Annotated in this window: 20 protein-coding genes; 6 read left to right on the forward strand and 14 right to left on the reverse strand. The window is 60.4% G+C overall.

The window, feature by feature from the left end:
* Positions 1-3: 3 nt before the first annotated feature.
* The 5 genes from BLS48_RS06965 (at position 4) to BLS48_RS06985 (ending at position 5,843) form a co-directional block, all read left to right on the forward strand.
* Positions 4-1,716 (forward strand): acetolactate synthase catalytic subunit, encoded by a 1,713-nt coding sequence (locus tag BLS48_RS06965; RefSeq protein ID WP_091576296.1) that lies wholly within the window; start codon positions 4-6, stop codon positions 1,714-1,716.
* Positions 1,713-2,489 (forward strand): SDR family NAD(P)-dependent oxidoreductase, encoded by a 777-nt coding sequence (locus BLS48_RS06970; protein WP_091576297.1) that lies wholly within the window; start codon positions 1,713-1,715, stop codon positions 2,487-2,489. Before BLS48_RS06965 ends, BLS48_RS06970 begins: the two co-directional genes overlap by 4 nt.
* Before the next feature lie 95 nt (positions 2,490-2,584).
* Positions 2,585-3,295 (forward strand): response regulator transcription factor, encoded by a 711-nt coding sequence (locus BLS48_RS06975; RefSeq protein ID WP_091576298.1) that lies wholly within the window; start codon positions 2,585-2,587, stop codon positions 3,293-3,295.
* 343 nt (positions 3,296-3,638) lie between these two features.
* Complete coding sequence (locus BLS48_RS06980) at positions 3,639-4,355, forward strand: antitoxin Xre/MbcA/ParS-like domain-containing protein (RefSeq protein WP_091576299.1); 717 nt, start codon at positions 3,639-3,641, stop codon at positions 4,353-4,355.
* A 372-nt stretch (positions 4,356-4,727) separates the two neighbouring features.
* Positions 4,728-5,843: a porin gene (locus BLS48_RS06985; protein ID WP_091576300.1), complete on the forward strand. Its 1,116-nt coding sequence runs from the start codon at positions 4,728-4,730 to the stop codon at positions 5,841-5,843.
* 1,312 nt (positions 5,844-7,155) lie between these two features.
* On the opposite strand, the gene BLS48_RS06995 is transcribed toward BLS48_RS06985, so the two are convergent.
* Positions 7,156-7,482, reverse strand: a complete 327-nt coding sequence (locus tag BLS48_RS06995) for a MarR family transcriptional regulator (protein WP_342028502.1) — start codon at positions 7,480-7,482, stop codon at positions 7,156-7,158.
* Between the two features lie 814 nt (positions 7,483-8,296).
* Between BLS48_RS06995 and BLS48_RS36750 the strand changes: the two genes are divergently transcribed.
* Positions 8,297-8,713 (forward strand): LysR family transcriptional regulator, encoded by a 417-nt coding sequence (locus BLS48_RS36750; protein ID WP_091576303.1) that lies wholly within the window; start codon positions 8,297-8,299, stop codon positions 8,711-8,713.
* Here BLS48_RS36750 and BLS48_RS07010 read toward each other — a convergent pair.
* From BLS48_RS07010 to BLS48_RS07070, 13 genes are all read right to left on the reverse strand, one after another.
* On the reverse strand, positions 8,705-8,932 hold the full coding sequence (locus BLS48_RS07010) for a DUF2274 domain-containing protein (protein ID WP_091576304.1): 228 nt from the start codon (positions 8,930-8,932) through the stop codon (positions 8,705-8,707). The two genes, BLS48_RS36750 and BLS48_RS07010, sit on opposite strands and share 9 nt — an antisense overlap.
* On the reverse strand, positions 8,929-10,143 hold the full coding sequence (locus tag BLS48_RS07015) for a TraB/TrbI/VirB10 family type IV secretion system protein (protein WP_091576305.1): 1,215 nt from the start codon (positions 10,141-10,143) through the stop codon (positions 8,929-8,931). Before BLS48_RS07015 ends, BLS48_RS07010 begins: the two co-directional genes overlap by 4 nt.
* The gene (trbG, locus tag BLS48_RS07020) at positions 10,140-11,153 is read right to left on the reverse strand and encodes a P-type conjugative transfer protein TrbG (RefSeq protein ID WP_208604600.1); all 1,014 of its coding nucleotides are present in this window, start codon (positions 11,151-11,153) and stop codon (positions 10,140-10,142) included. Before trbG ends, BLS48_RS07015 begins: the two co-directional genes overlap by 4 nt.
* 47 nt (positions 11,154-11,200) lie before the next feature.
* Positions 11,201-11,887 (reverse strand): conjugal transfer protein TrbF, encoded by a 687-nt coding sequence (trbF, locus tag BLS48_RS07025; RefSeq protein WP_091576306.1) that lies wholly within the window; start codon positions 11,885-11,887, stop codon positions 11,201-11,203.
* Positions 11,884-13,254, reverse strand: a complete 1,371-nt coding sequence (gene trbL / locus BLS48_RS07030) for a P-type conjugative transfer protein TrbL (protein WP_091576307.1) — start codon at positions 13,252-13,254, stop codon at positions 11,884-11,886. The genes trbF and trbL overlap by 4 nt, the downstream gene beginning before the upstream one ends.
* Positions 13,251-13,619, reverse strand: coding sequence for a putative entry exclusion protein TrbK-alt (trbK-alt, locus tag BLS48_RS07035; protein WP_091576308.1), 369 nt, complete (start codon positions 13,617-13,619; stop codon positions 13,251-13,253). The genes trbL and trbK-alt overlap by 4 nt, the downstream gene beginning before the upstream one ends.
* A 12-nt stretch (positions 13,620-13,631) precedes the next feature.
* Positions 13,632-14,378 (reverse strand): P-type conjugative transfer protein TrbJ, encoded by a 747-nt coding sequence (trbJ, locus tag BLS48_RS07040; protein ID WP_091576309.1) that lies wholly within the window; start codon positions 14,376-14,378, stop codon positions 13,632-13,634.
* Complete coding sequence (gene trbE, locus BLS48_RS07045; protein ID WP_091576310.1) at positions 14,378-16,882, reverse strand: conjugal transfer protein TrbE; 2,505 nt, start codon at positions 16,880-16,882, stop codon at positions 14,378-14,380. The genes trbJ and trbE overlap by 1 nt, the downstream gene beginning before the upstream one ends.
* 13 nt (positions 16,883-16,895) lie before the next feature.
* A complete protein-coding gene (locus tag BLS48_RS07050) occupies positions 16,896-17,159 on the reverse strand; it encodes a VirB3 family type IV secretion system protein (RefSeq protein ID WP_091576311.1) in 264 nt (87 codons plus the stop codon).
* Positions 17,159-17,422 (reverse strand): TrbC/VirB2 family type IV secretion system protein, encoded by a 264-nt coding sequence (locus BLS48_RS07055; protein ID WP_244529546.1) that lies wholly within the window; start codon positions 17,420-17,422, stop codon positions 17,159-17,161. Before BLS48_RS07055 ends, BLS48_RS07050 begins: the two co-directional genes overlap by 1 nt.
* A gap of 106 nt (positions 17,423-17,528) precedes the next feature.
* On the reverse strand, positions 17,529-18,524 hold the full coding sequence (gene trbB / locus BLS48_RS07060; protein WP_091576313.1) for a P-type conjugative transfer ATPase TrbB: 996 nt from the start codon (positions 18,522-18,524) through the stop codon (positions 17,529-17,531).
* Positions 18,525-18,681: 157 nt separating this feature from the next.
* Positions 18,682-19,134, reverse strand: a complete 453-nt coding sequence (locus tag BLS48_RS07065; protein ID WP_091576314.1) for a CopG family transcriptional regulator — start codon at positions 19,132-19,134, stop codon at positions 18,682-18,684.
* A 5-nt stretch (positions 19,135-19,139) separates the two neighbouring features.
* Positions 19,140-21,140, reverse strand: a complete 2,001-nt coding sequence (locus BLS48_RS07070; RefSeq protein ID WP_091576315.1) for a conjugal transfer protein TraG — start codon at positions 21,138-21,140, stop codon at positions 19,140-19,142.
* Positions 21,141-21,444 lie beyond the last annotated feature (304 nt).

Raw genomic sequence — 21,444 nt, forward strand, 5'->3', positions numbered from 1 at the left:
CCAATGTCACCAGATCTCTCCAGCACGGTTGCCGGCCGCATTGCGCTGGCATTGAGACGCCATGACGTCTCTCATATTTTCGCACAAAGCCTGCCGTCCGCTGTCATCCTGGCGGCCGAAGCATTGGGAATCCGGCAGATCGCCTACAGACAAGAAAATATGGGCGGCGCCATGGCCGATGGATATGCCCGCCGTTCCGGAAAGATCGGCATAGTGGCCGCGCAGAACGGGCCAGCCGCCGCGCTTCTGGTCCCTCCCCTGGCAGAGGCGCTCAAGGCCAGCGTGCCAATCGTTGCAATCGTGCAGGATGTCGAGCGCCCCCAGGCCGACCGCAATGCTTTCCAGGAACTCGACCATCTGGCGCTATTTCAGTCCTGCACCAAATGGGCGCGAAAGGTTGTGGTGCCGGAGCGGATCGAAGACTACGTCGATGCTGCGTTTGCCATCGCAGGATCAGGGCGCCCGGGTCCCGCCGCGCTCGTCTTGCCGGCTGACCTCTTGCGCGCCAACTGGACGGGGACGCAATTCGATCGAACGGCCAATCTCGGCCACTGGCCAATCGACAGGTTGCGCCCATCTGAACGTGACGTCATGGCTGCAGCGAGACTTTTGAGCAATGCGCGATCGCCGGTCATCATTGCCGGCGGCGGCGTGCACGCCAGCGGGGCGTCGGCCGAACTTGCTCTGCTTCAGGAAGAATGCGCACTTCCAGTTTTCACAACCTTCATGGGCAAGGGAGCGGTTGACGAATTTCATGAGCTCTCGGCCGGTGTCCTCGGCTCTCTTGTCGGCCCCACTTCACTCGGATCTCATTCAGTGGCGCTCTTGAGAGACGCGGACGTCGTCTTGCTGGTCGGCACCCGCACCAATCAGAACGGCACGGACAGCTGGTCCCAAATATCTGCCGATACGGCGATCATCCACATCGATGTGGATCCGGCGGAAGTTGGCCGGACTTACGAGGCAAAGGTGCGCCTGGTTGGCGACGCTGCCGAAACCCTGCAGGTGTTGCGCGTTGCGCTTTGGACCGATCTTTCGCGACGGCGCGCTGCCAGGAGCGTGATTGCAGGTCGTATAGGGAGCTTCTGGGCGCAATTTCACGATGCGCGTTCAAGCCGCCTGGAAAGGCAGAAGGGACCAATCCATCCCGAGCGGGTCATGGCCGAACTACAGGCTCAGATTACACCGGAAACGACCATCGTGGCCGACGCCAGCTATTCATCGATGTGGGTCACCGGCCAATTGCGAGCGTTGTCCCCAGGAATGCGGTTTTTGACGCCACGAGGTCTGGCTGGGCTTGGATGGGGAATCCCCCTCGCCATTGGGGCCAAGGTGGCGCGGCCGGAATACCCTGTGGTCGTCATCGTCGGCGACGGTGGATTCGCACACAGTTGGGCCGAGCTCGAAACCATGGTGCGCTGCCAACTTCCAATTACAGTGATTGTGCTCAACAATGGCATTCTTGGCTTTCAGCGGGACGCAGAGTCCGTCAAGTTTGGCGCCTTCACGACCGCGTGCCACTTGGGTCAAGTCGATCATGCAATGATCGCAAGGGCCTGCGGTTGTGCCGCGGTTCGGATTGAATCTGCGGATGAGATTTCTGGTGCATTGCGGACGGGTATGGCTGCAGACTCTCCTTTTGTCATCGAAGTCATGACCGACCCAGGTGCTCATCCGCCTCTGTCGCTGTTCGCGGAGGTCGACGCCGCGGCATGAACGATAACAGCCACTCGCAGGTCGCCGTGATCACCGGCGGCACGACCGGGATAGGACTGGCGACCGCGCGCCGCCTGCTTCGCCGGAATTACCTTGTCGCCGTGTTCAGCCAGCGCCGTGAAAGCGTCGAAGCAGCGCGCGACGAACTGGCGGAGGAGTTCGGCAAGGAGCGGGTCTTCGCCCAACCCGTTGACCTGGCAGTGCCAGGGCAGATTGAAGAGTTCTTTGTCGTACTTCGCGCTCATTGGGGTCACCCGCATGCACTGGTCTGTAATGCGGGTGTTTCGCCGAAGGGACGTGACGGCGCCCTCCCCTTTAACGAAATCCACTTGCAGGAGTGGAACGAAGTGTTGGCCGTGAATCTGACTGGGGCGATGCTTTGCTGCCAGGCAGTCGGACCAGCCATGATGGACCGCGGTTTCGGCCGTATCGTCTTGATCGGCTCCGTCGCGGCCCGCACGAGACCGAAAATTGCGGGAGCCAGTTACGTCGCTTCCAAAGCAGCGCTCTCGGGGCTGACGAAGTCGTTGGTAACTGCCTATGCTCCTTTTGGCATTACCGTAAATCTGGTCGCACCTGGCCGGATTCTGACCAATATGTCCGGTGAACCGAATACGCCCGCAAACAAGGCAGCACTTGCCGCCATTCCGGCCGGCAGACTCGGCCAACCCGATGATGTCGCAGCCGTTGTTGAATTCCTGATCTCTCGCGAAGCCGGTTTTGTGAACGGCGCGGTCGTGGACGTTAATGGTGGAGAATTCCTGCCTCTGTAGGTGTGCCGATCAACGCTGTGTGGCGACCGAGCGCAGGTGCGAAGTGACGGCGAACTGCAATACAAGGTTATGCCGAACGCGACGGGAGGCGACAAATGAAACCTGTTGTAGTCCTGAGTTCTCAAGACCCGGAATTCTGCTTTCTCCTCCAATATATCCTTGAAGCCGAGGGGTACGCGGTTTGTTTAGCCACCAAACCCGATCAGGTGATCCGCCTTGCCGATCATCCCAGTACCCATGCCATCCTTCTTGATTGTTTGGCCGATAACCTCGATGCGATATGTAAAGGACTGAAACGCGGCGCCCTGACTGGCCGCATTCCAATTGCGGCACTGGTTGGCGCCAACAGCGACCGTCACATCGACCTGATAGAAGCAGGCATCGACGAAAGCCTCGTCCGCCCTTTGGCGCCAGCCAGACTTCTGCAGTTCCTCAAGACAGGTGTGACTAGTGGTCAACAAGGCGAGGATCTCGGCCGGTTTGGATCAGGCAGGACGCTGCGACAGCTTGAGATCGAGATCAACCTTGCCAGCCAAAGCGTCAGATGCAATGGGCAGCCGCTGGATCTGGCGCCGATCGGGTTCCGTCTGTTGCAGTATTTTCTCCAGTTTCCCAATGTAGTGCACAGCAGACAATCGCTCATCGCGGCAGCATGGCGTGGAACCAGACGTGTCGATCCGCGCACCGTCGATGTGCACATCGGGCGGTTGAGGCAAGCATTGCGGTCATTGAGTGGGTACGATGCGATCCGAACGGTTCGCACGGCCGGTTACATGTTGGAAACCCGTGCGCGCCACAGCGTGTAAGCCATGACAGCGCCTCGATTCAATGGGGTACCCGTTTTGTCCCAAACTCTGTCCTGCTTTCCCAAAAGGTGTCGAATCCCCGGCACTTATCGCAGCGGATGGGCGGCGGCGCGTAATTCGTCCGAAATCCCGATCTATCCCGCGCCTGACTTTTTCAAACCCGCGGCGTCGCCTGCTGCAAAAGACAAGATCGCCGGCGTTTTTCCACACAGCAAACTCGGTCCATCCACGGCGGCAAGGACAAACAAGACGTGGCTTGGCCTCAACGAAATTGTAGCGCCCAAACGCCGGGCTTTTCTCATGACATTTGCTCTTTACGTCTTCAGCTTCGGCATGACACGGCATGATTGAGTTGCCACACTCCCAAGCCAATAACCACTTGGATGACTTCGAAATCTTCATAGCGGTAGAGGTCGAGCGCGCGTTGGTTCGGCGCGACCAATCGAGAAAAATCTCCATCTCAGCCGGCAAGGTGGCGGGCAGAGTCGCAGCCGCGGTGGCGCTTCTTCCACCCATCCAATTGCGCGCCATCGACGGTATTTCGGACGACCTATCCAGGCTGGCGTCAGATTTCGTCAAATCGCTTGCAGCCAGGGCGATGCTTCGATGGGAAATGCGCGATGTAGGTCAGGCACAAGACGCCCCAGCCACCTCACCCACAGGTGAGCCAACGCAAATCTTCCAGAACGTGCCGACTGAGAAGGCCTACCTTGAGACAACATTGATCGAAGATTGGGCTGGCCAGGTAGTGGGACAGACGTATCTGGAAGAACAGCTTCGTATACCCCGATCGACACTCCATCTATGGAGGCGGCACAACGAGGTGGTCGCCTTGCGGGCAGGGAGCCGTAAACATGTGTTTCCTTTGGCCCAATTTGTAGACGGCAGGCCCGTTCCGGGCATCAGGGACGTGCTCTCCGGCATTGCAAATCCACGGCGAGCATGGTTCTGGCTGAATACCCCCTCGCCTTGCCTGGAAGGCCGCACTCCAATTTCCATGCTCCGGCAAGACCTGGTCGCGGAGGTCGTTTCGGCCCTGCGCCACAACTTGTCGTCGTAAAAGCACTCTCGAAAACCTCCAAAGGAGCTCATAGCCATTCGACAACGCGATCTTCATCGTGCCTGTCTGCCATGCGCGCCAGATTCATCATCTCAATTAGTAGACGCGTCAAACAAATATACCTATTGCACAAACTAAACTATATGCACAAAATTGAGCGGTTTTAGCGCCATTTATGCAACATTATATTTTAACTTAGTGGCAAACAATACTTTGCGAAAAAATGCCCATTGAATCCGTGCCTACGCTGAAGTCAATTTAAACTTCGAGAATGGGCCAGAAAGCATCCTTCTCGATTGCAGGGCGGGGTGAGGACGCTGTCTTTCAGCAAACGGCCCTGACCCCTTTTTTAACCCTTACGGAGGTACGAAAGTGAACACGACAGGACTTCTTGTCAGCTCCGCTGCGGCGCTGATCGCAGTTTCCAATGCGCGCGCGGCCGACGCCGTCGTCGCCGAGCCGGAACCCGCTGAATACGTCAAGATTTGCGACCTCTACGGCGCTGGCTATTTCTATATCCCGGGAACCGAAACCTGCCTGCGCGTCGGCGGCTATGTTCGCTACGACATCGCCGCTGGCGACGCCGGTTCGTTTGACGGCGTCAATCATGTCCCTGATCAGAAGGGCAACGGCAACAGCTCTGCCTGGAAGAAGAATGCCCGCTTCACGCTAAAAACCTGGACCGGCCAGCAAACCGAGCTCGGCACCTTGAAGACCTACACCGAAACCCGCGTTAGCTTCGGCAACAGCGGCGGTGACTACACAATCGGCGGTACCAACTGGCAGGCCCGTAACAAGGGCCTGACGCTAAACTTTGCCTGGATTCAGCTCGGTGGTCTGCGCGTAGGAAAGGATGAATCGGCCTTCGATACTTTCATTGGCTATGCCGGCAACGTCATCAACGATACGCTGATCCCCTATGGTGGCTTCGACACCAACGTTGTCCAGTACTATTTTGACGCCGGCAATGGCTTAACGGCGGTAGCGTCGGTCGAGGAAGGATCGGGCGCGGATACAATTGATAGCTACGTTCCGCATCTCGTCGGCGGCCTGAAATACAAGGGCCACTGGTGGGCGATCACCGCAGTCGGCGCCTACAACAGCAATTGGGAGGAATGGGCTGGCAAGGCTCGTCTCGACGTCAACGCGACGGACAGGCTGACTCTCTTCGTCATGGTAGGCTACGGCACAGACGCGAACACCTCCACGGGCCGCAACTTCTTCAAGCAGTGGGGTGGCAATGTCGCGATCTGGGGTGGTGGCACCTACAAGATCAACGAAAAAACTTCGTTCAATGCCCAGATTTCTTGCGACCAGGACAAGAATTTGGGCGTGGCGACGAACATTGCCTACGACATCGTGCCCGGGCTCAAGGTAACGGGCGAACTTGACTATCTTAACGTGGGTTCGAAGGACACCTACAACTGGACCGGCGCCACCAAAAAGGCCAACGTCGGTGGCATCGTCCGGTTTCAGCGTTCTTTCTGACGGACAAGTCGGTGGAAGAGTTGGCCCACAGTGACAACTGTGGGCCGTTTCAGGTTGCCCGATGCCATTGTTGCACCGCCGTAAGACAGAGTTGTACTGCTTTCTGTCGATGGATGGGTTGGCGGCGCCACCGGAATTGAGCAAGACGGGAGCCTAATGCGCGCGCCCCATGTGGACGCAAGAGACCGTATCGAGGACCGCCAGGATCCGATCTTCTCGCCCGTAGCGAGTTGGTTGTGAATGAAATCCACCACCCAGATGTCGGCATTGCGGCAATGGACAGTGCGCGATATCGGCGGCTCCGGCGTTCCCGGCAGTGCCAGTACCGGCAGCCGTATCAAAGCTCATGGCCGGCGCAAGCCTGCTGGGTGCCGATGATCGGCCAACAGATCGGCCAATATTCTATAAAATCAGGAATATATCATAATAATTATGTATTTAGCGGAACCCAAGTTCGGCCAACTAGTGGTGAAAACCTGACGCTAGGTACCCCGCGATGACCGGCAAGATTCGGACCCTTAGCGGAATTTAAACGCCACGCCTCTAGAGCGAAGCTATGCTGCCGAAACGCCTTCTACAGCTCCCGTACCTGGTTCACACGAACCGAGAACTCGGCTTAATGCTCAAAGGGGTAAAGCCGCTCGCATACTTCATGGATGTGGCTGGTCAGGAGCCAGATTGCCTTGTCCGATATTGGCGAATGTTCGATAGGCACGTTGGCTTGGGGCGCTTTGTCAAGCGTGAATTCCATGATCCAGCCCCTGAACGACCACAGTTCCAGTGTCGCTCGATCTTCTATTCGTTGCCAGGCGAGGAGTGGCGGATCGACGCCTTTCGGACGCTCCTAGCTCAACCCGGCGCGTGGTCCCGTAATCGCGAACGGCGATTTGGTGAGTTGCTTGGCTACGCAGACTGGCAGAACGACTACTGGTTGAGCCATCGGAGCATTTAGTCCGCTTTCCACCCCGAGCTGCCCTGCGCGTCGGGTACCAAGCGTCAGGCTTTGACCACTAGGAAGAAAGCATACAACGCATCGAACCGGCACGGCTAGCAAGCGCATCCGAGACTACCTCGAGGGGCAAAACTCAGCCCAACCGTCATCCAGGCGGAAACTGTATCCTGCGTCTTGATCCTTTTGTTGTCAGCCGTGCTTTCAGGTCGCGCTTTGCACGGCTGCCGGAATATCGTGGCCTCGATGTCATCCGTCCTATCGACGTACACGCGCGCGGAGATGAACCAGTTCCCCTGCTTGGGCAAGCAGATGGACGCGCTTGGCGTCTATGGCCTCTCCTACAAGGTGCAGTACAGAGTTTCAGCGAGGCGAACGTTCAACCTGTCGGATTCGTTCGAATATCTCTTCCGGGAAGGAAAAGCGCCGGGCCTTGCCGCGGCCAAGGGAATTCCTGACTTCTGTTTCGTCCAACAGGCTGCGTTTCAACAAATATGCGATGGTCTCATAGACGCCACCGCGAGTAAGCCCGGTCTCGGCCGTGATAGCGGCCAGGGTCAGGGCCTGGTTGTCGACATGCATGCAGTAGAGCACGCTCATCAATCCGACCTGCTTTAGCCGGGCCGAAGCGGTTTCGTCCTCCAATGGATTGTCCATGATTTCGCGCATGACGAAGGCGGTGAACGACAATGCGCGCCAGCTGTTATCCAATGCTCTTGAATCCACACTCGGTGCTTTGTATAAGACAGTTAAAGCTGCCAGATCGTTTTGTAAATAGGAACCACCGCATCTTATTAGCTGTGCTTAAATCAGCAATTCAAGCGCCCTGGCGTCGACCTGACCTCTCTGATTGCTCAACGATTGGGCCGCAGCAGAGCGTTGCGCAGGACGAAACTTTTTTCGGCCACCGGTCTGAGCAGTTTTTTTCAAGCAGTGCAAAATGGGATCGGCGCATTTGGCGTGCCTTTCACCAAGGCACGTTCGGAGTTCGTGCCGGTTCAACGAATCTGGCAATTACCTGCGCCCCATCGCCTGTCGCAAGCTCATTCCGGCCCTTCTACGAAGGCGAGAGCGGTTGGGAGAGGAAGTGCCACTGTGTCGAGGCCCGTCGGCGGCGGGCCCGGAAGCTGAGGTCGATCGCAAATACTCTTCTCACCGGCATTATCGCGCATTGCATTCGCAAGGGAGTCTCCACGGTCACCGTCGACATGAACAAGCTTCGGCTTATGGGGCTCGGGCAACTGCATTTGAGAGTTACGCCGGTCGGCCTGCCGCGGACGATCGAGAGCGAGGAGACGATGGCCGCCAAAGCGAGCTCTGGCCGCAGGCAATCGCCAGGCTGCGTGACACGAAAGGCGAACACCAAGCTAGCGCAACCAAAAACTGAGCATGCGGTGCGATCTGAAAAAGCGCCCGCCGCCTAATATTTCATTGGTGAAGGAACCAATCACCTCTCGAGGTCGTGAGCCTATTAGCCTGCTGGCGTCAAGACGAAGGAAGGAAGATGCGGCGAATCCAGCTCATTACGCTTGATTGCGCACTCGTCGTCGCCGAGGAGGGCAGCTTTCTCGGCGCTTCCCGACGTGTTGGTATCCACCACTCCGCTCTGAGCCGAAGAATCCGAGACCTTGAGCACTCGCTTGGAACGACGCTGTTCGAACGTCACGCCAGCGGCGTGCGACCTACCCCAGCCGGCATGAGACTGCTACACGATCTTCGACGGGTCCTCGCCGATCTCGACGGTACACTTGCATTTGCAAAGTCTGCACGATCAGGAAAAACTGGCGGGCTTCTTGCCGACTTAGATACATCCGAGCACGCGATCGAGTTTCTGCACGCAGTTGCCGAGTTCATTAGGAGCAGGCCGGATGTCGCTCTCAGTTTCATGAAGGCGAAGCGGACCGCGGGCCGCTTATCCTGACTTCGTTTCGCGCCGGGCTCGACTGAAGACCCGGTCCGTCGCCATGAAGCGTGCCAGCATCGGAGCTATCAGCTTTACTGGATCGACAACCAACTGTCCGGTCTCGCGACCGAGCACCTCAGCATAAGCAATCAGATCGCGGTGAACCGCGGCTGGCAATTCTACGGTGGCTTTGACCGGCCGATCATCGGGAATGGAGGAGAGTTTCAGTTTGGTCATGACGGCTCCTTTGCCGCATCATAGGGGTTTAGTATCAAGTCGCGATTGACGATGACGCGCACCGGAAAACCGGGCCGGATGGTGAGGGTCGGCTGGACGTTCAGCTGATTGCGAACGATCTGCTGGCCGACACTGGACAATGAATCCTGTGCGCTCTCACGGATCGCCTTGGCGATGTCGCTCTCGTTGCTGCTGGAACCAAGGTTGGAGCCGATCCCCAGCAGCGTCGTAAGCGCCGCAGCCCTGAACAACTGACCCCAATGGTGGTCGATCTCGTCCTCCAACCCGGAAAACCCTTCAGTGTCCGCGCCCTGCTGGCGTTCGAGCGCGATGGAGGTGCCGTTGGGCATGATCAGCCGGTTCCAGACCAGCAGCACGCGCGACTGGCCGAAGGTGACCTGGCTATCGTACTGGCCGATCAGGCGGGCGCCTTGCGGGATCAGGAGATATGATCCTGTTGGACTATCATAGACGTTCTCGGTCACCTGAGCGGTGATCTGACCGGGAAGGTCGGAACGGATGCCAGTGATGAGAGCAGCCGGGATGATTGTGCCGGCCTGGACGACATAGGGTGAAGCCTTCTCGACTATTCGATCGGGACTGACGGTGCGGCGGTCTGGTTCGGCATTGACGAAGGCGAGTTTGCGGTCCTGCATGTTCTGCGCAGAACCTGGATCAACCGCCAACTGCTCCGCTGGCGGGGTCGAACCTGGACCGGTGTCCGCGATGGAACTTCCTGGACCAGCACCTTGTCGCGCCGCGTTTGTTCGCCCACGGGTGTCGGTAAAGAGCTTTGCGACACGCGCGGCCTCGATTTCGGCAAGGCGACGCTGTTCCTCCGCGTCGACGCGGGGCGTGTGTATCTCAGGCGCAATGACTGACTTGCCCTGCTCCTGCGCGCGCAGGATCGGTCGGCCGAGATCCCCAGGCAGTGCGGGACCGAGCTTTGGAACCCCGGAATAATCCTTCGGCAGCGTCTGCAGCCCATCGGCGGTCGAGCGGTCTTCAGTGGTGAAGAGTTCGGAGGGCTGTTCATTGCCGCGCCGCCTGATGTCGAGCGCCCAGATCAACGTGCCCAGGATCGCAACGCTGGCCACTCCACCAAGACCGATCAGCACCTTGCGCGAAAGACGCGTGACCCTGGCCGGTTCGGGCCGCAAGCGCAGTTGCTCCCTGATGTCCGGATTGGGGGGAATGCCGGCGTCGCTCATCGGAACAGCCCCGCGCTGCGCAGTGGTTTCCTCCCGTCGGTGCGCACGATCCTGACACGTCGCTCCGAACCTTTGTCACCCAGCCTTAGCTCGGCAGCGGCAAACAGGCGGTCGACGACATAGTAGTTTTGCCGGGCGCGGTAATTGACCAACTCGGAGCCGCCAGAGGAGCCGATGACGAACAGTGGCGGCATTTCCCCCTGCCCAATGCCGGACGGGAATTCGATATAGACCTTTTCGCCGTCGTCGAACGCGCGCAGCGGTCTCCAGGGTGCTGCGTCGCCCTCGATGCGATAGCGGAAGTTGAGCTTCTGGATGTCCACTCCAGAAGCGACCGGCTGCGCGGCGGAAGCTTGTACGTTCTGGCGCCGCAGCGCAATCAACTGGTCCTGCGGATACTGCCACGACACCGAGGCCATGTAGGTCTTTTCCGTCGAGCGCAGCTCGAGATGATAGGTGCGACGGTCGCTGTTGATCACGAGGTTGGTCTGAAGATCGGTGCGTGTCGGCTTAACGAGGATATGGACCTGCAGCCGGTCCCCTGCCCCGCTCTGCGTATCGCCGATGATCCAGCGAACCGTATCGCCGGCGGCGACGGGACCGGAGCCGACAAGCTGTTCGCCCGGTTGGAGCGCGATGTCGGTGACCTGGCCCGGCGCGGCGTAGATCTGGTAGAGCGCCCCTTCACTCCAGGGATAGAGCTGGATCGCGTTGACGAATCCATCGCGGACCGGCTGCATTCGAGCTGCTTCGTTGGCTTGGCTGATCCGCTGTTTCGGATCGGCCGGCTCAGCTTTCGCTTTGCTGGCCTCGACCGGCTTCAACTGACTGGGTAGCGGAAGCGGCTTTGATACCTCCACCACCTTCACCGGACCAGGCGGATCGACCTTCAGCACGGCAGGCCTGGGATCGTCATATTGGATTTCGGGTAGAATGTATTTTTTCGAGGCGCAACCGGCGAGCGCTGTCGCTGACAGCATAGCGGCGACAAGCACGCGTGCTCTCATCATGTCGCGCGCGACATGTCTCGTTGTTTTGCGTGTTGGTGCCGCACTCATCATGAAAGTTCCTTCGACCAGTTGATGGCGTTGACGTAGATACCGAGCGGATTGACCTTCAGCCGGTCGGCATCGCGCGGTTGCTGAATGACGATGGTAAGGAAAGCGGTCCAGCGCTCGGTGCTGGCCAGGCTGCCGTTATCGTAGTGGCGCTCGATCCAGGCAACACGGAACGAGTCCGGCGAGGCACGAATGACGCTGGAGACTTCGACCGCGATCTGGATCTTGCCGACCTTGGCAAAAGGGTCGTTCAGACGGGCGTAGTCGTTCAGCGAGACGGCACCGCGATCGGTCGTGTAGTCGTAGGCACGCAACCAATTCTGGCGAACGATGACCGGATCGTCAGGGATGCTTCTCACCTCTTCGATAAAACGAGCGAGATGCCATGCGATCTGCGGATCGGTGGGCCGATAGTCGGCAACGGCCGGAGCGACCGCCTGCGCTTCGCCAAGCTTATCGACCTGAACCACCCAGGGAACAACGGAGCCGCGTGTCGACTGCCAGACCAAGACGGAAGCGAAGACGCCGGCCAGGACGAGCGAGCCGACGGCCATCAGCCGCCAATTCTTCGCTTGCACACGAGCCGAGCCGATGCGCTCGTCCCATACCTGCGCAGCACGCTGATAGGGCGTCTCCGGTTGTGGTGTTTTTCCGTAACGAACGGAAGGTCGTCTGAAGAGGTTCATCGGCGATCATCCTGGTTGAGGGGAACATTCATTGAGCCTCCGCCGTGATCGCCAGAGCGGACAGAATGCGCGGCCATGCTCGCGCCATGGCTCATGGTCTGGCCGCGCTTCATGCGAGCGGCCCAGGCGGGCGGCGATCCAGCGCTGGATTCTACGGTCCGAGCACGGCCTAAGGAGACTGCTCCCGATGGCTCCTCTCCACCGGTCGCGGTCCATGCCGCCGAACGGCCAGCCTGCTGGCTGGCTGACAGGGCTGACGCCGCGCGTGACATTGCCTGCTTGACAGGTTGAACAGCGGCGCCGGCACCAGCTTTGGCGACACCAGCAATGCCGGCGGCGATCGAGCTTGCACCGCTCTGTCCGGATGTCGCCGCGGCTAGGCTGTAAGCTGTCGAGGTGCTGCCGGCCAAATGCGCGCCGCCACGTGCGGCGGCTGACGACATGCCCCCACCAGCACTGAGCGCACTTGCGGCGCCGCCCAATCCGGCGCGGGCGCCCATGGCACCAGCAGCACCAAGGCCGACGGCGGCGAGACTGGTGCCCACAGCAGCACCCGCCCCGAGTTGCGGCGCTCCGGAGACGAGGCCAGTTGCGATGCCCGGTCCAAAGATCGACAGCCCCATCAGCGACAGGGCCCCCAGCACAAGCGACAGCGCATCCGTGATCGTGGGTTGTTCAGCGCCGAAGCCTTGAGTGAACTCGCCGAAGAGACCCGAACCGATTCCGACGATGACGGCAAGCACCAGGATTTTCACGCCGGAGGCGACGATGTTGCCGAGCACCTTTTCGGCGAGGAAGGCAGTTCTGTTGAAGAGCGCGAACGGGATCAGAACGAAGCCAGCAAGCGTCGTTAGCTTGAACTCGATAAGCGTGACGAAAATCTGGACGGCCAGGATGAAGAAGGCGATCAGAACGATCGCCCAGGCGATCATCAAGACGGCGATCTGTACAAAGTTCTCAAAGAAGGAGACGTAGCCCATCAGCTCGCTGGCGGCTTCAAGGATCGGATTGCCGGCGTCGATGCCGACCTGCGCGACGCGACCCGGCTGCAAGAGAGCTGAGCTCGAAAGTGCGGACCCTCCGGCCTTCAGGCCAAGCCCGGAAAAGCTCTCGAAGACGATGCCGGCCAGACGATTGAAGTTGCCGATGATGAAGGCGAAGAAGCCGATATAGAGCGTCTTCTTCACCAGCCTGTGCAGAATGTCCTCGTCCGCACCCCAAGCCCAGAACAGGCCGGCGATCGTGATATCAATGACGATAAGGGTGGAGCTGAGAAAAGCCACCTCGCCACCGAGCAGCCCGAAGCCTGAATCGATGTAGCGGGTGAAAGTCTCCAGAAAGCGATCGATAACGCCGGTGTCGTTCATGGCGCCACCGTGTTCGGGCGGTATTGGTCCTGCGTACCCGGCGAGGTCGACGGCTGAAGGGGCAGAAGCCGGCTCTGATCCTTCCCGGCTGAAGGAACGGCATACGGCGTCACGGTCTTTGTAGGCCGAAGGAATCGCCGGCGGTTTTCCGCCCAGGCCTTTCTGCAAACCTCGTCAGAAACGGCGGCCATGCCGATGTCCCGGCATCGTGCAAGCTCGACCCTTTCCGGCTCGCCGCCCGGATGTGCGGAGCGCGGGGAGGACGCGTCCTGCGAGCCGTCGCCGCGCAACGCCATGAAGGCGGCGGTCATGGCGGCGCCAAGGGCAAGAACGGCTGTCATCCGGGCGGCGATCTTGAGATCCATGCGACTCTCGCCTCAGTCGTGGAACATCTTCACAGATGACGGGCTGTAGCCATTGCCCGTCATGAAGCGGCTGAACTGTTCACGTGCTTGTCCCTGTGCAGCCGCCTGCCTCGCCTGGTCTAATGCGTTGGCGCGTCCCTGCGCTGCCATCATCGCCGTCAGGTCCGAAACCTGCCTTGCCTGGACGGCGAGAAGCTGGTTACCGGCTTGCGTCGCCTGGAGCACGCCGACTGCCGACTGGCTGGCGCCGACCAGCGCGCTGGTCTGTTCCTGTGTTCCTTCGATGTTGTCCACGGCAACGGCACCCGCCTTCAGCGAGTGCTCGAAGGCCGAAACCGAGGTCTGCCAGCGTTCACGCGCGCCATCGACAAGCTGCTGGCTGGAGAGGTCCGAACCAAAATTCTCGTAGGTCGAGGCGAATTGGCTCTCGATGTCCTGGACGCTGTAGGCGAGCTTCTCGGCCTCGCCGAGCAGAGTCTTCATCTGAGAGAAACTGTCTTCGATCTGGCCTAGCACCGAGGTCGGCAGCGAAGTGAGGTTCTTTGCCTGGTTGATCAGCATCTGCGCCTCATTCTGAAGCGAGGTGATCTGGTTCTGGATCTGCTCCAGGGCGCGCGCCGCCTGGAGCAGATTCTGGCTGTAGTTGGTGGGATCATAGACAATCAGCGCCGATGCCGGCAGCGGCGCCAGGGCAACGGCGGCGAGCGCTGCGGCGGCCGTCGTGCGGCGGATTCGATAGCGTGCAAAAACGGACTGCATCAGGAAATCTCCTTGGCGGATTGGTTGATGACATTGGTGAGATCGGGAATGAGGTCGGCCGCCCAGGAAAGACCGCGGTTCGCAAGCCAGGTCTCGAGGAAATGTTCGCGACCGCCCTCAGCGATGATCCGATCGATCGCCGCCTGATCGGACTTGGAGGACGCAGCGCAGAGCGCCAGCGCTATGGGACCAAGGCCAAGCTCGAAAAGACGATTGCCGCGGCGGCTCTGACAGTAATAGTCGCGCTTCGGCGTCGCCCGCGCCACGATCTCGATCTGCCGATCGTTAAGACCGAAGCGGCGGTAGATGCCGGTGATCTGCGGTTCGATCGCGCGTTCGTTCGGCAGGAACAGCCGCGTAGGACAGCTCTCGACGATGGCGGGCGCGATCCTGCTGCCGTCGATATCCGAGAGCGATTGCGTGGCAAAGATGACGGAGGCGTTCTTCTTCCTCAGCGTCTTCAGCCATTCGCGCAGCTGATCGGCGAAGCCGCCATCGTCGAGCGCCAGCCAACCTTCATCGATGATCAGCAACGTCGGCCGCCCATCCATTCGCTGCTCGATGCGGTGGAAAAGATAGGCAAGCACAGCCGGAGCCGCCCCCGTGCCGATCAGGCCTTCGGTCTCGAATGCCTGGACGGAAGCCACGCCCAGCCGCTCGTGCTCGGCGTCGAGCAGTCGGCCATAGGGACCGCCGATGCAGTAGGGCCGCAGTGCCTGCTTCAGTGGCGAAGATTGCAGCAGCACCGACAGGCCGGTCAGCGTCCGTTCCTGAACCGGCGCGCTGGCCAGCGAGATCAGCGCCGACCAGAGATGCTCTTTAACCTCCGCCGTGACGCGAACGTCTTCGCGCAGAAGAATGTCGACGAGCCAGTCAGCCGCCCAGGCGCGCTCTGGAGTTTGGTGGATACGGCCGAGCGGCTGCAGCGAAACGGTCTCGACGTCATCCGACAGTTCCGTCAAGGTGAGCAGAGCGAGCGGATCGTCGGGCCCTCGCCCGCTCGAAGCATTGCCGCCGAGATTGTGCCAATCGCCGGCCATGCCCAGCATCGCCGCGCGGATCGAGCCGCCGAAGTCGAAGGCAAAGATCTGGCTGTTCTCGTAGCGCCGGAACTGCAGTGCCATCATCGCCAATAGCACCGACTTGCCGGCGCCGGTGGGGCCAATGACAAGGGTGTGGCCGACATCGCCCACATGCAGGCTGAACCGGAACGGCGTCGCGCCTTCGGTCCTGGCAAAAAACAGTGCCGGAGCGCCAAAATGCTCGTCCTCTACAGGTCCCGCCCAAACTGCCGAGAGCGGGATCATGTGGGCGAGGTTCAGTGTCGACAGCGGCGGCTGGCGGACGTTCGCATAGACGTGGCCCGGGATGCTGCCAAGCCATGCTTCGATGGCGTTGACGCCCTCGATGATTGCTGTGAAGTCCCTGCCCTGGATATTTTTCTCCACCAGCCGAAGCTTCTCGTCGGCGATTGATGGGTCGGCATCCCATACCGTCACTGTCGCCGTCACGTAAGCCTCGCCGATCTGATCGGAACCTAGGTCCTGCAGGGCCGCATCGGCATCGGCCGCCTTGTTCGTGGCGTCGGTATCGACGAGAACGGAGCCCTCGTTGGTCATCACCTCCTTGAGGATGGTGGCGACGGACTTCCGCTTGGCGAACCACTGGCGGCGGATCTTCGCCACCAGCCTGGTCGCGTCGGTCTTGTCGAGCATGATCGCTCGCGTTGACCAGCGGTAGGGGAAAGCAAGCCGATTGAGGTCGTCGAGAACCCCCGGAAAAGTCGCGCTGGGGAAGCCGATGATGGTGAGCGTGCGCAGATGAAACTCGCCCAGCCGCGGCTCCAGTCCGCCGGCGAGCGGCTGATCGACAAGCAATACATCGAGATGCGTCGGTGTTTCCGGCACACGAACCCGAAGGCGCTTCGTCGAAATGGTCGAGTGGAGATAGGTCAACGTCTCGCCGTCATCGAGCCAGGCGGCTTCCGGGACGAACCCCTCGACCAGGTTGAGCACGCGGTCGGTGCGGTCGACAAAGCCCTTCAACAATTCCCAAGGATCGACGCCGCTCTTCTCCCGGCCTTCGTAGAGCCAGCTCTCTATGCGGGAGGCTTCCTCAGCCGGCGGCAGCCAGACGAAGGTGAGAAAATAGGTGCTCTCGAACAGGGCACCGGAGTCTTCGAACTGCTCGCGCCGCTCGAGGTCGAGCAGTGCCGATGCAGAATCCGGGAACTGGCTGTTGGGATAGTTGGTGGTCGGATTGCGCTGCGCTTCGACGAAGATCGCCCAGCCGGAGCCGAGACGGCGAAGAACGCTGTTTAGCCGTGCCGTCGCGCCGACCAGTTCCGCCGGTGTGGAGGAATCCAGATCGGGGCCTCGGAAACGAGCGGTTCGCTGGAACGAGCCATCCTTGTTGAGGACTACGCCCGGTGCCACCAGGGCAGCCCAGGGTAGGTAGTCTGCGAGGCTGGCGCTCTTCTTACGATATTCGGCGAGATTCATCATCGCGGAAAACCTCTTAGCAACCGAAATGCGGGGGATAGCGCAGATGCCGGCGAGCCACGTCGACGAACCGCGCGTCGCGCTTTGCCGCCCATACGGCAGCGAAATGGCCAATCGCCCAGATAACGAGACCCGCGATCCACAAGCGAAGTCCCAATCCGACCGCGCCAGCCAGCGTGCCATTGGCGATGGCGACCGCGCGTGGCGCGCCGCCAAGCAGGATCGGTTCGGTGAGCGCGCGACGCACCGGAGCGAAGAATCCGCGGATCTCCTCCTCCATCAGATCAGCGCTCCGCCGCCGAAGGAGAAAAACGACAGGAAGAATGAACTCGCCGCGAAGGCGATCGACAGTCCGAACACGATCTGGATCAGACGTCGGAATCCGCCCGCCGTGTCGCCGAAGGCGAGCGACAAGCCCGTGACGATGATGATGATGACCGCCACGATCTTGGCGACCGGTCCCTCGACAGATTCGAGGATTTGCTGAAGCGGTTCTTCCCACGGCATGGAAGACCCTGCGGCATGGGCAGGCGCGTTCATCATGGTCGCGACCACAGCAGTCGTTGCGGCGAATGGGAGCACCGCACGAACCCTACGGATAGACGATGAAGTGAAGCGGATCGGATTCATTATGGATCTCCATGAGGGATTAGGGCTTGGCGGTTGACTTGGTCTCCAGTCTTGCTTCGAGCATGCGGTAGTCGCCGGTCGCGGGATCGAGCCCTTCGACCCATGCGATCTCGACAACGCGGCGCGCAGCGCCCCGACCGGCGAGAACCGCAATGAGGTCAACAGTGTCGGCAATTAGCGCGCGCGGGACGGTGATCACCGCCTCCTGTATGAGCTGCTCGAGCCGTCGCAACGCACCCAGGGCCGTACTGGCGTGGATGGTGCCAATGCCGCCGGGATGTCCCGTGCCCCAAGCCTTCAACAGGTCGAGTGCTTCCGCCCCGCGCACCTCGCCGATCGGGATGCGGTCGGGACGCAGCCGCAGCGACGACTTCACCAGATCGGAAAGCGAGGCGACGCCGTCCTTGGTGCGTAGCGCCACCAGATTGGGTGCTGCGCATTGCAGTTCGCGGGTGTCCTCAATTAGCACCACGCGGTCGGCGGTCTTGGCCACTTCCGCCAACAACGCATTCACCAGCGTGGTCTTGCCGGTCGACGTACCGCCAGCAACGAGCAGGTTTTTGCGTCGTTCTACGGCGAGGCGTAGCACTGCAGCCTGGGCCTCCGTCATGACACCAGCGGCGACATAGTGCTCAAGAGTGAAGACAGCGACGGCGGGCTTACGGATGGCGAAGGTGGGTGCTGCGACAACAGGCGGCAGCAGGCCCTCGAAGCGCTCGCCGGTTTCCGGCAGTTCGGCAGATACACGAGGGCGCCCGGAATGCACCTCCGCACCGACATGGTGCGCGGCCAGTCGGACGATGCGCTCGCCGTCGGCCGGGATCAGGACTTCATCGGTGGCGACAAGTCCATCCTTTAGCCGGTCGACCCATAGCCGCCCGTCCGGGTTGAGCATCACCTCGACGATTTCGGGATCTTCAAGGAACCCTGCGATAGCCGAGCCGAGCGCCGTGCGTAGCATGCGCGCGCTGCGCGACCGCGCTTCCCTGCCATTCTGATGAGCTTCCACGATCATCCCCATTCCGTGCGGCGAATTGGTTCGAGCCGCGGTTGGGGATGATTAGAAGAGGCAGGAATACCGATCCTGCAACAAGCAAAATGGGCGATCGTGATGAGACGTGTAGCGACTTGCGAAATGCGGTGCGGCGACCTCGCCGGCTTGCCTCCGCTGCCTATCTCGGCGGGGAGCCATCCGCGTCGGCTGGCGACACAGGCGGCACGTCGTCAGCTACTTCCTGCCTCAGTTTGGGCCCTTTGCTCAACCTGCGGCCAAGCGCGTCAACGAATGCTTCATACCGCTGTAGGCCTTTCGCGCGGGCTTCGGCCTGCGCGGATTCCGGCAGGGCAGGTGTCGAATTGAGCCAGAAGCGCACGAACAGCGCCAGCGTCTCGATGGCGATGCCAACATCACGTTCGACGCGTTGCACGCGCCGGTCGACCTGATCGAGGCGCCGGGTGATCGCCGCTTCCTTTCGCTCCTCGGCGTCCGGCGACAGGAACGAGGCGATTGCAGCCTCGGCAATCAGAGAAAGCGAGGCGTCCCTTTGCGCCGAGTAATCGGCGAGCGCGTTCATCACGTCGGGATCGAGATAGGCCGAGAGCCGTTTTTTCTTGGCGTTCTTCATGCGGCTCAAAGCCCGATGCCATCATCGGGATCCAGTGCGGCCTGCCGTGCAGCACGTCGCATCACCTGATTGACCGCACGACGACGAACGGCATCATCGTCAGGTTCGTCCCGGTCGAGGTCAAACTCGTCGCCGCGCTGTACCGCCCGTTCCGGCGCGATGTCCTCGTGTCCGGGGAGCTCGGGCTGGCGGCGAATGCCGCCATTTGCCGGATCATCGTCCTGAGGATCCGTGGAAGGTTTTGATCGCAGATGACTTCGTTCCGGTTCCGACGCGAGGATCGCTGTCCCAGTCCAGTCGTCGGGGCGCGACGGTCTTTCGGTCGTTGCAGACTTAGGCGGCGGCAACACACGTTCGGTAAAGCGCCGGTCGGTGAAGTAGCGTGCTTTCTTCGCCCGGATCGGGAAGAGGCCGGACACCATGACAATAGCGTCAGTCGGCGGGAGCTGCATGATCTCGCCGGGCGTCATCAGGGCGCGAGCCGTTTCCTGCCGCGAGACCATGAGATGTCCGAGCCAGGGCGACAGCCTGTGGCCGGCATAGTTCTTCATGGCTCGCATCTCGGTTCCTGTTCCCAGCGAATCGGACACGCGCTTGGCTGTTCGTTCGTCATTGGTGGCGAAGCTCACTCGCACATGGCAGTTGTCGAGGATGGAATTGTTCGGCCCGTAGGCCTTTTCTATCTGGTTGAGCGACTGCGCAATCAGGAAGGATTTGATACCGTAGCCCGCCATGAAGGCGAGCGTCGACTCGAAGAAATCGAGCCGGCCTAGCGCCGGAAACTCGTCGAGCATCATGAGCAATCGCTGCCGTCGATCTTTCGCATGGAGATCCTCGGTCAACCGGCGGCCAATCTGATTGAGAACGAGGCGGATAAGCGGCTTTGTGCGACTGATATCTGAGGGCGGCACAACCAGATAGAGCGTGGTCGGATGCTCGCACTCGACGAGATCAGCGATCCGCCAGTCGCAACGAGACGTGACCTTGCCCACGACTGGATCGCGGTAGAGGCCCAGAAAACTCATGGCAGTGGACAGCACGCCGGAGCGCTCATTTTCCGACTTGTTGAGCAATTCGCGCGCCGCCGATGCCACGACCGGATGCGGGCCGGTGTCGCCCAGGTGCCGCGTCAACATCATGGTGCGCAATGTCGTTTCGATCGGCCGCTGTGGATCGGAGAGGAAGTTTGCTACGCCCGCGAGGGTCTTGTCCTTTTCAGAATAGAGAACATGCAGAATGGCGCCGACCAGCAGCGCATGGCTGGTCTTCTCCCAATGGTTCCTGCGCTCCAACGACCCTTCGGGGTCGACGAGCACATCGGCGACATTCTGGACATCACGGACTTCCCATTCGCCACGTCGCACTTCCAGCAGAGGATTGTAGGCTGCCGAAGCTGCGTTGGTCGGATCGAACAGAAGTACGCGGCCGAAGCGCGCCCGCCATCCGGCGGTCAGCTCCCAGTTCTCCCCCTTGATGTCGTGAACAATCGCCGACCCTGGCCAGGTGAGCAGTGATGGCACGACGAGGCCGACACCCTTGCCACTTCTAGTTGGCGCAAAGCACAGCACGTGCTCGGGACCGTCGTGACGGAGATAGTCGTGATTTAGCTTACCGAGCACAACGCCATCCCTGCCAATTAAGCCTTCGCCGCTGATCTCGACGCGCGTCGCCCATCGCGCCGAGCCGTAGGTCACCGAGTTCTTGGCCTCTCGCGCTCGCCAGACCGACATGCCAACGGCCACGACGATCGCGACAAGGCTTCCGCTTGCCGCAACTACCGCACCTTCAATGAAGACCTGTGGCGCGTACGCATCGTAAAAAAACCACCACCAGAAGAATGATGGTGGTGGATAGATTGGTTGGCCAGCGAGTTCGAACCAAGGGAGACCGAGTTCGCTCTGGAAACCGAGCCGCCAAGCTGTCCATTGCGTCGAGCACCAGATCGTCGAGAGCACAATCAGACATACGGCAAGAACTTGATCCCACAATATCTTGGTACCTGGCATCTGTTGTTTCCCGGAAGCGAAGGATCGGGCTTAAACAGAAACGGTCAAATCTCCGATCCACAAGTATGAATCCGCGATGAGAGCAATAGCGCGCGGCGCGGCGTGAAAAGACTTGCCAAATCCGCCCCTTACGGCGCAGGACTATAGATCCAGACGTCGAGGCGATTTCCCAATCAACTGTCAAAGGCGGGCGGCTCGAGCAGTTGCCGAGCAGGCCAGTACAATGCCAACGCGCGCTGCATTTGGCGAGCTTTCTGGTGAACTCTAACCGAGCCAACTTGGTTGATTGGTGTCGCGGCGGGCT

The organism is Mesorhizobium qingshengii, assembly GCF_900103325.1.
Lineage (GTDB): Bacteria > Pseudomonadota > Alphaproteobacteria > Rhizobiales > Rhizobiaceae > Mesorhizobium > Mesorhizobium qingshengii.

What these genes read in the sequence shown, in the direction of transcription:
- BLS48_RS07050 (WP_091576311.1), bottom strand. Translation starts at nt 17,159, where the DNA reads ATGGAGGAGGAGATCCGCGGATTCTTCGCTCCGGTGCGTCGCGCGCTC.
- trbE (WP_091576310.1), bottom strand. Translation starts at nt 16,882, where the DNA reads ATGATGAATCTCGCCGAATATCGTAAGAAGAGCGCCAGCCTCGCAGAC.
- trbK-alt (WP_091576308.1), bottom strand. Translation starts at nt 13,619, where the DNA reads ATGGATCTCAAGATCGCCGCCCGGATGACAGCCGTTCTTGCCCTTGGC.
- BLS48_RS06975 (WP_091576298.1), top strand. Translation starts at nt 2,585, where the DNA reads ATGAAACCTGTTGTAGTCCTGAGTTCTCAAGACCCGGAATTCTGCTTT.
- BLS48_RS07055 (WP_244529546.1), bottom strand. Translation starts at nt 17,422, where the DNA reads ATGATGAACGCGCCTGCCCATGCCGCAGGGTCTTCCATGCCGTGGGAA.
- BLS48_RS07015 (WP_091576305.1), bottom strand. Translation starts at nt 10,143, where the DNA reads ATGAGCGACGCCGGCATTCCCCCCAATCCGGACATCAGGGAGCAACTG.
- BLS48_RS07010 (WP_091576304.1), bottom strand. Translation starts at nt 8,932, where the DNA reads ATGACCAAACTGAAACTCTCCTCCATTCCCGATGATCGGCCGGTCAAA.
- BLS48_RS06965 (WP_091576296.1), top strand. Translation starts at nt 4, where the DNA reads ATGTCACCAGATCTCTCCAGCACGGTTGCCGGCCGCATTGCGCTGGCA.
- trbF (WP_091576306.1), bottom strand. Translation starts at nt 11,887, where the DNA reads ATGAACCTCTTCAGACGACCTTCCGTTCGTTACGGAAAAACACCACAA.
- trbB (WP_091576313.1), bottom strand. Translation starts at nt 18,524, where the DNA reads ATGATCGTGGAAGCTCATCAGAATGGCAGGGAAGCGCGGTCGCGCAGC.
- trbJ (WP_091576309.1), bottom strand. Translation starts at nt 14,378, where the DNA reads ATGCAGTCCGTTTTTGCACGCTATCGAATCCGCCGCACGACGGCCGCC.
- trbL (WP_091576307.1), bottom strand. Translation starts at nt 13,254, where the DNA reads ATGAACGACACCGGCGTTATCGATCGCTTTCTGGAGACTTTCACCCGC.
- trbG (WP_208604600.1), bottom strand. Translation starts at nt 11,153, where the DNA reads ATGATGAGAGCACGCGTGCTTGTCGCCGCTATGCTGTCAGCGACAGCG.
- BLS48_RS07065 (WP_091576314.1), bottom strand. Translation starts at nt 19,134, where the DNA reads ATGAAGAACGCCAAGAAAAAACGGCTCTCGGCCTATCTCGATCCCGAC.
- BLS48_RS07070 (WP_091576315.1), bottom strand. Translation starts at nt 21,140, where the DNA reads ATGCCAGGTACCAAGATATTGTGGGATCAAGTTCTTGCCGTATGTCTG.
- BLS48_RS06980 (WP_091576299.1), top strand. Translation starts at nt 3,639, where the DNA reads ATGATTGAGTTGCCACACTCCCAAGCCAATAACCACTTGGATGACTTC.
- BLS48_RS06970 (WP_091576297.1), top strand. Translation starts at nt 1,713, where the DNA reads ATGAACGATAACAGCCACTCGCAGGTCGCCGTGATCACCGGCGGCACG.
- BLS48_RS36750 (WP_091576303.1), top strand. Translation starts at nt 8,297, where the DNA reads ATGCGGCGAATCCAGCTCATTACGCTTGATTGCGCACTCGTCGTCGCC.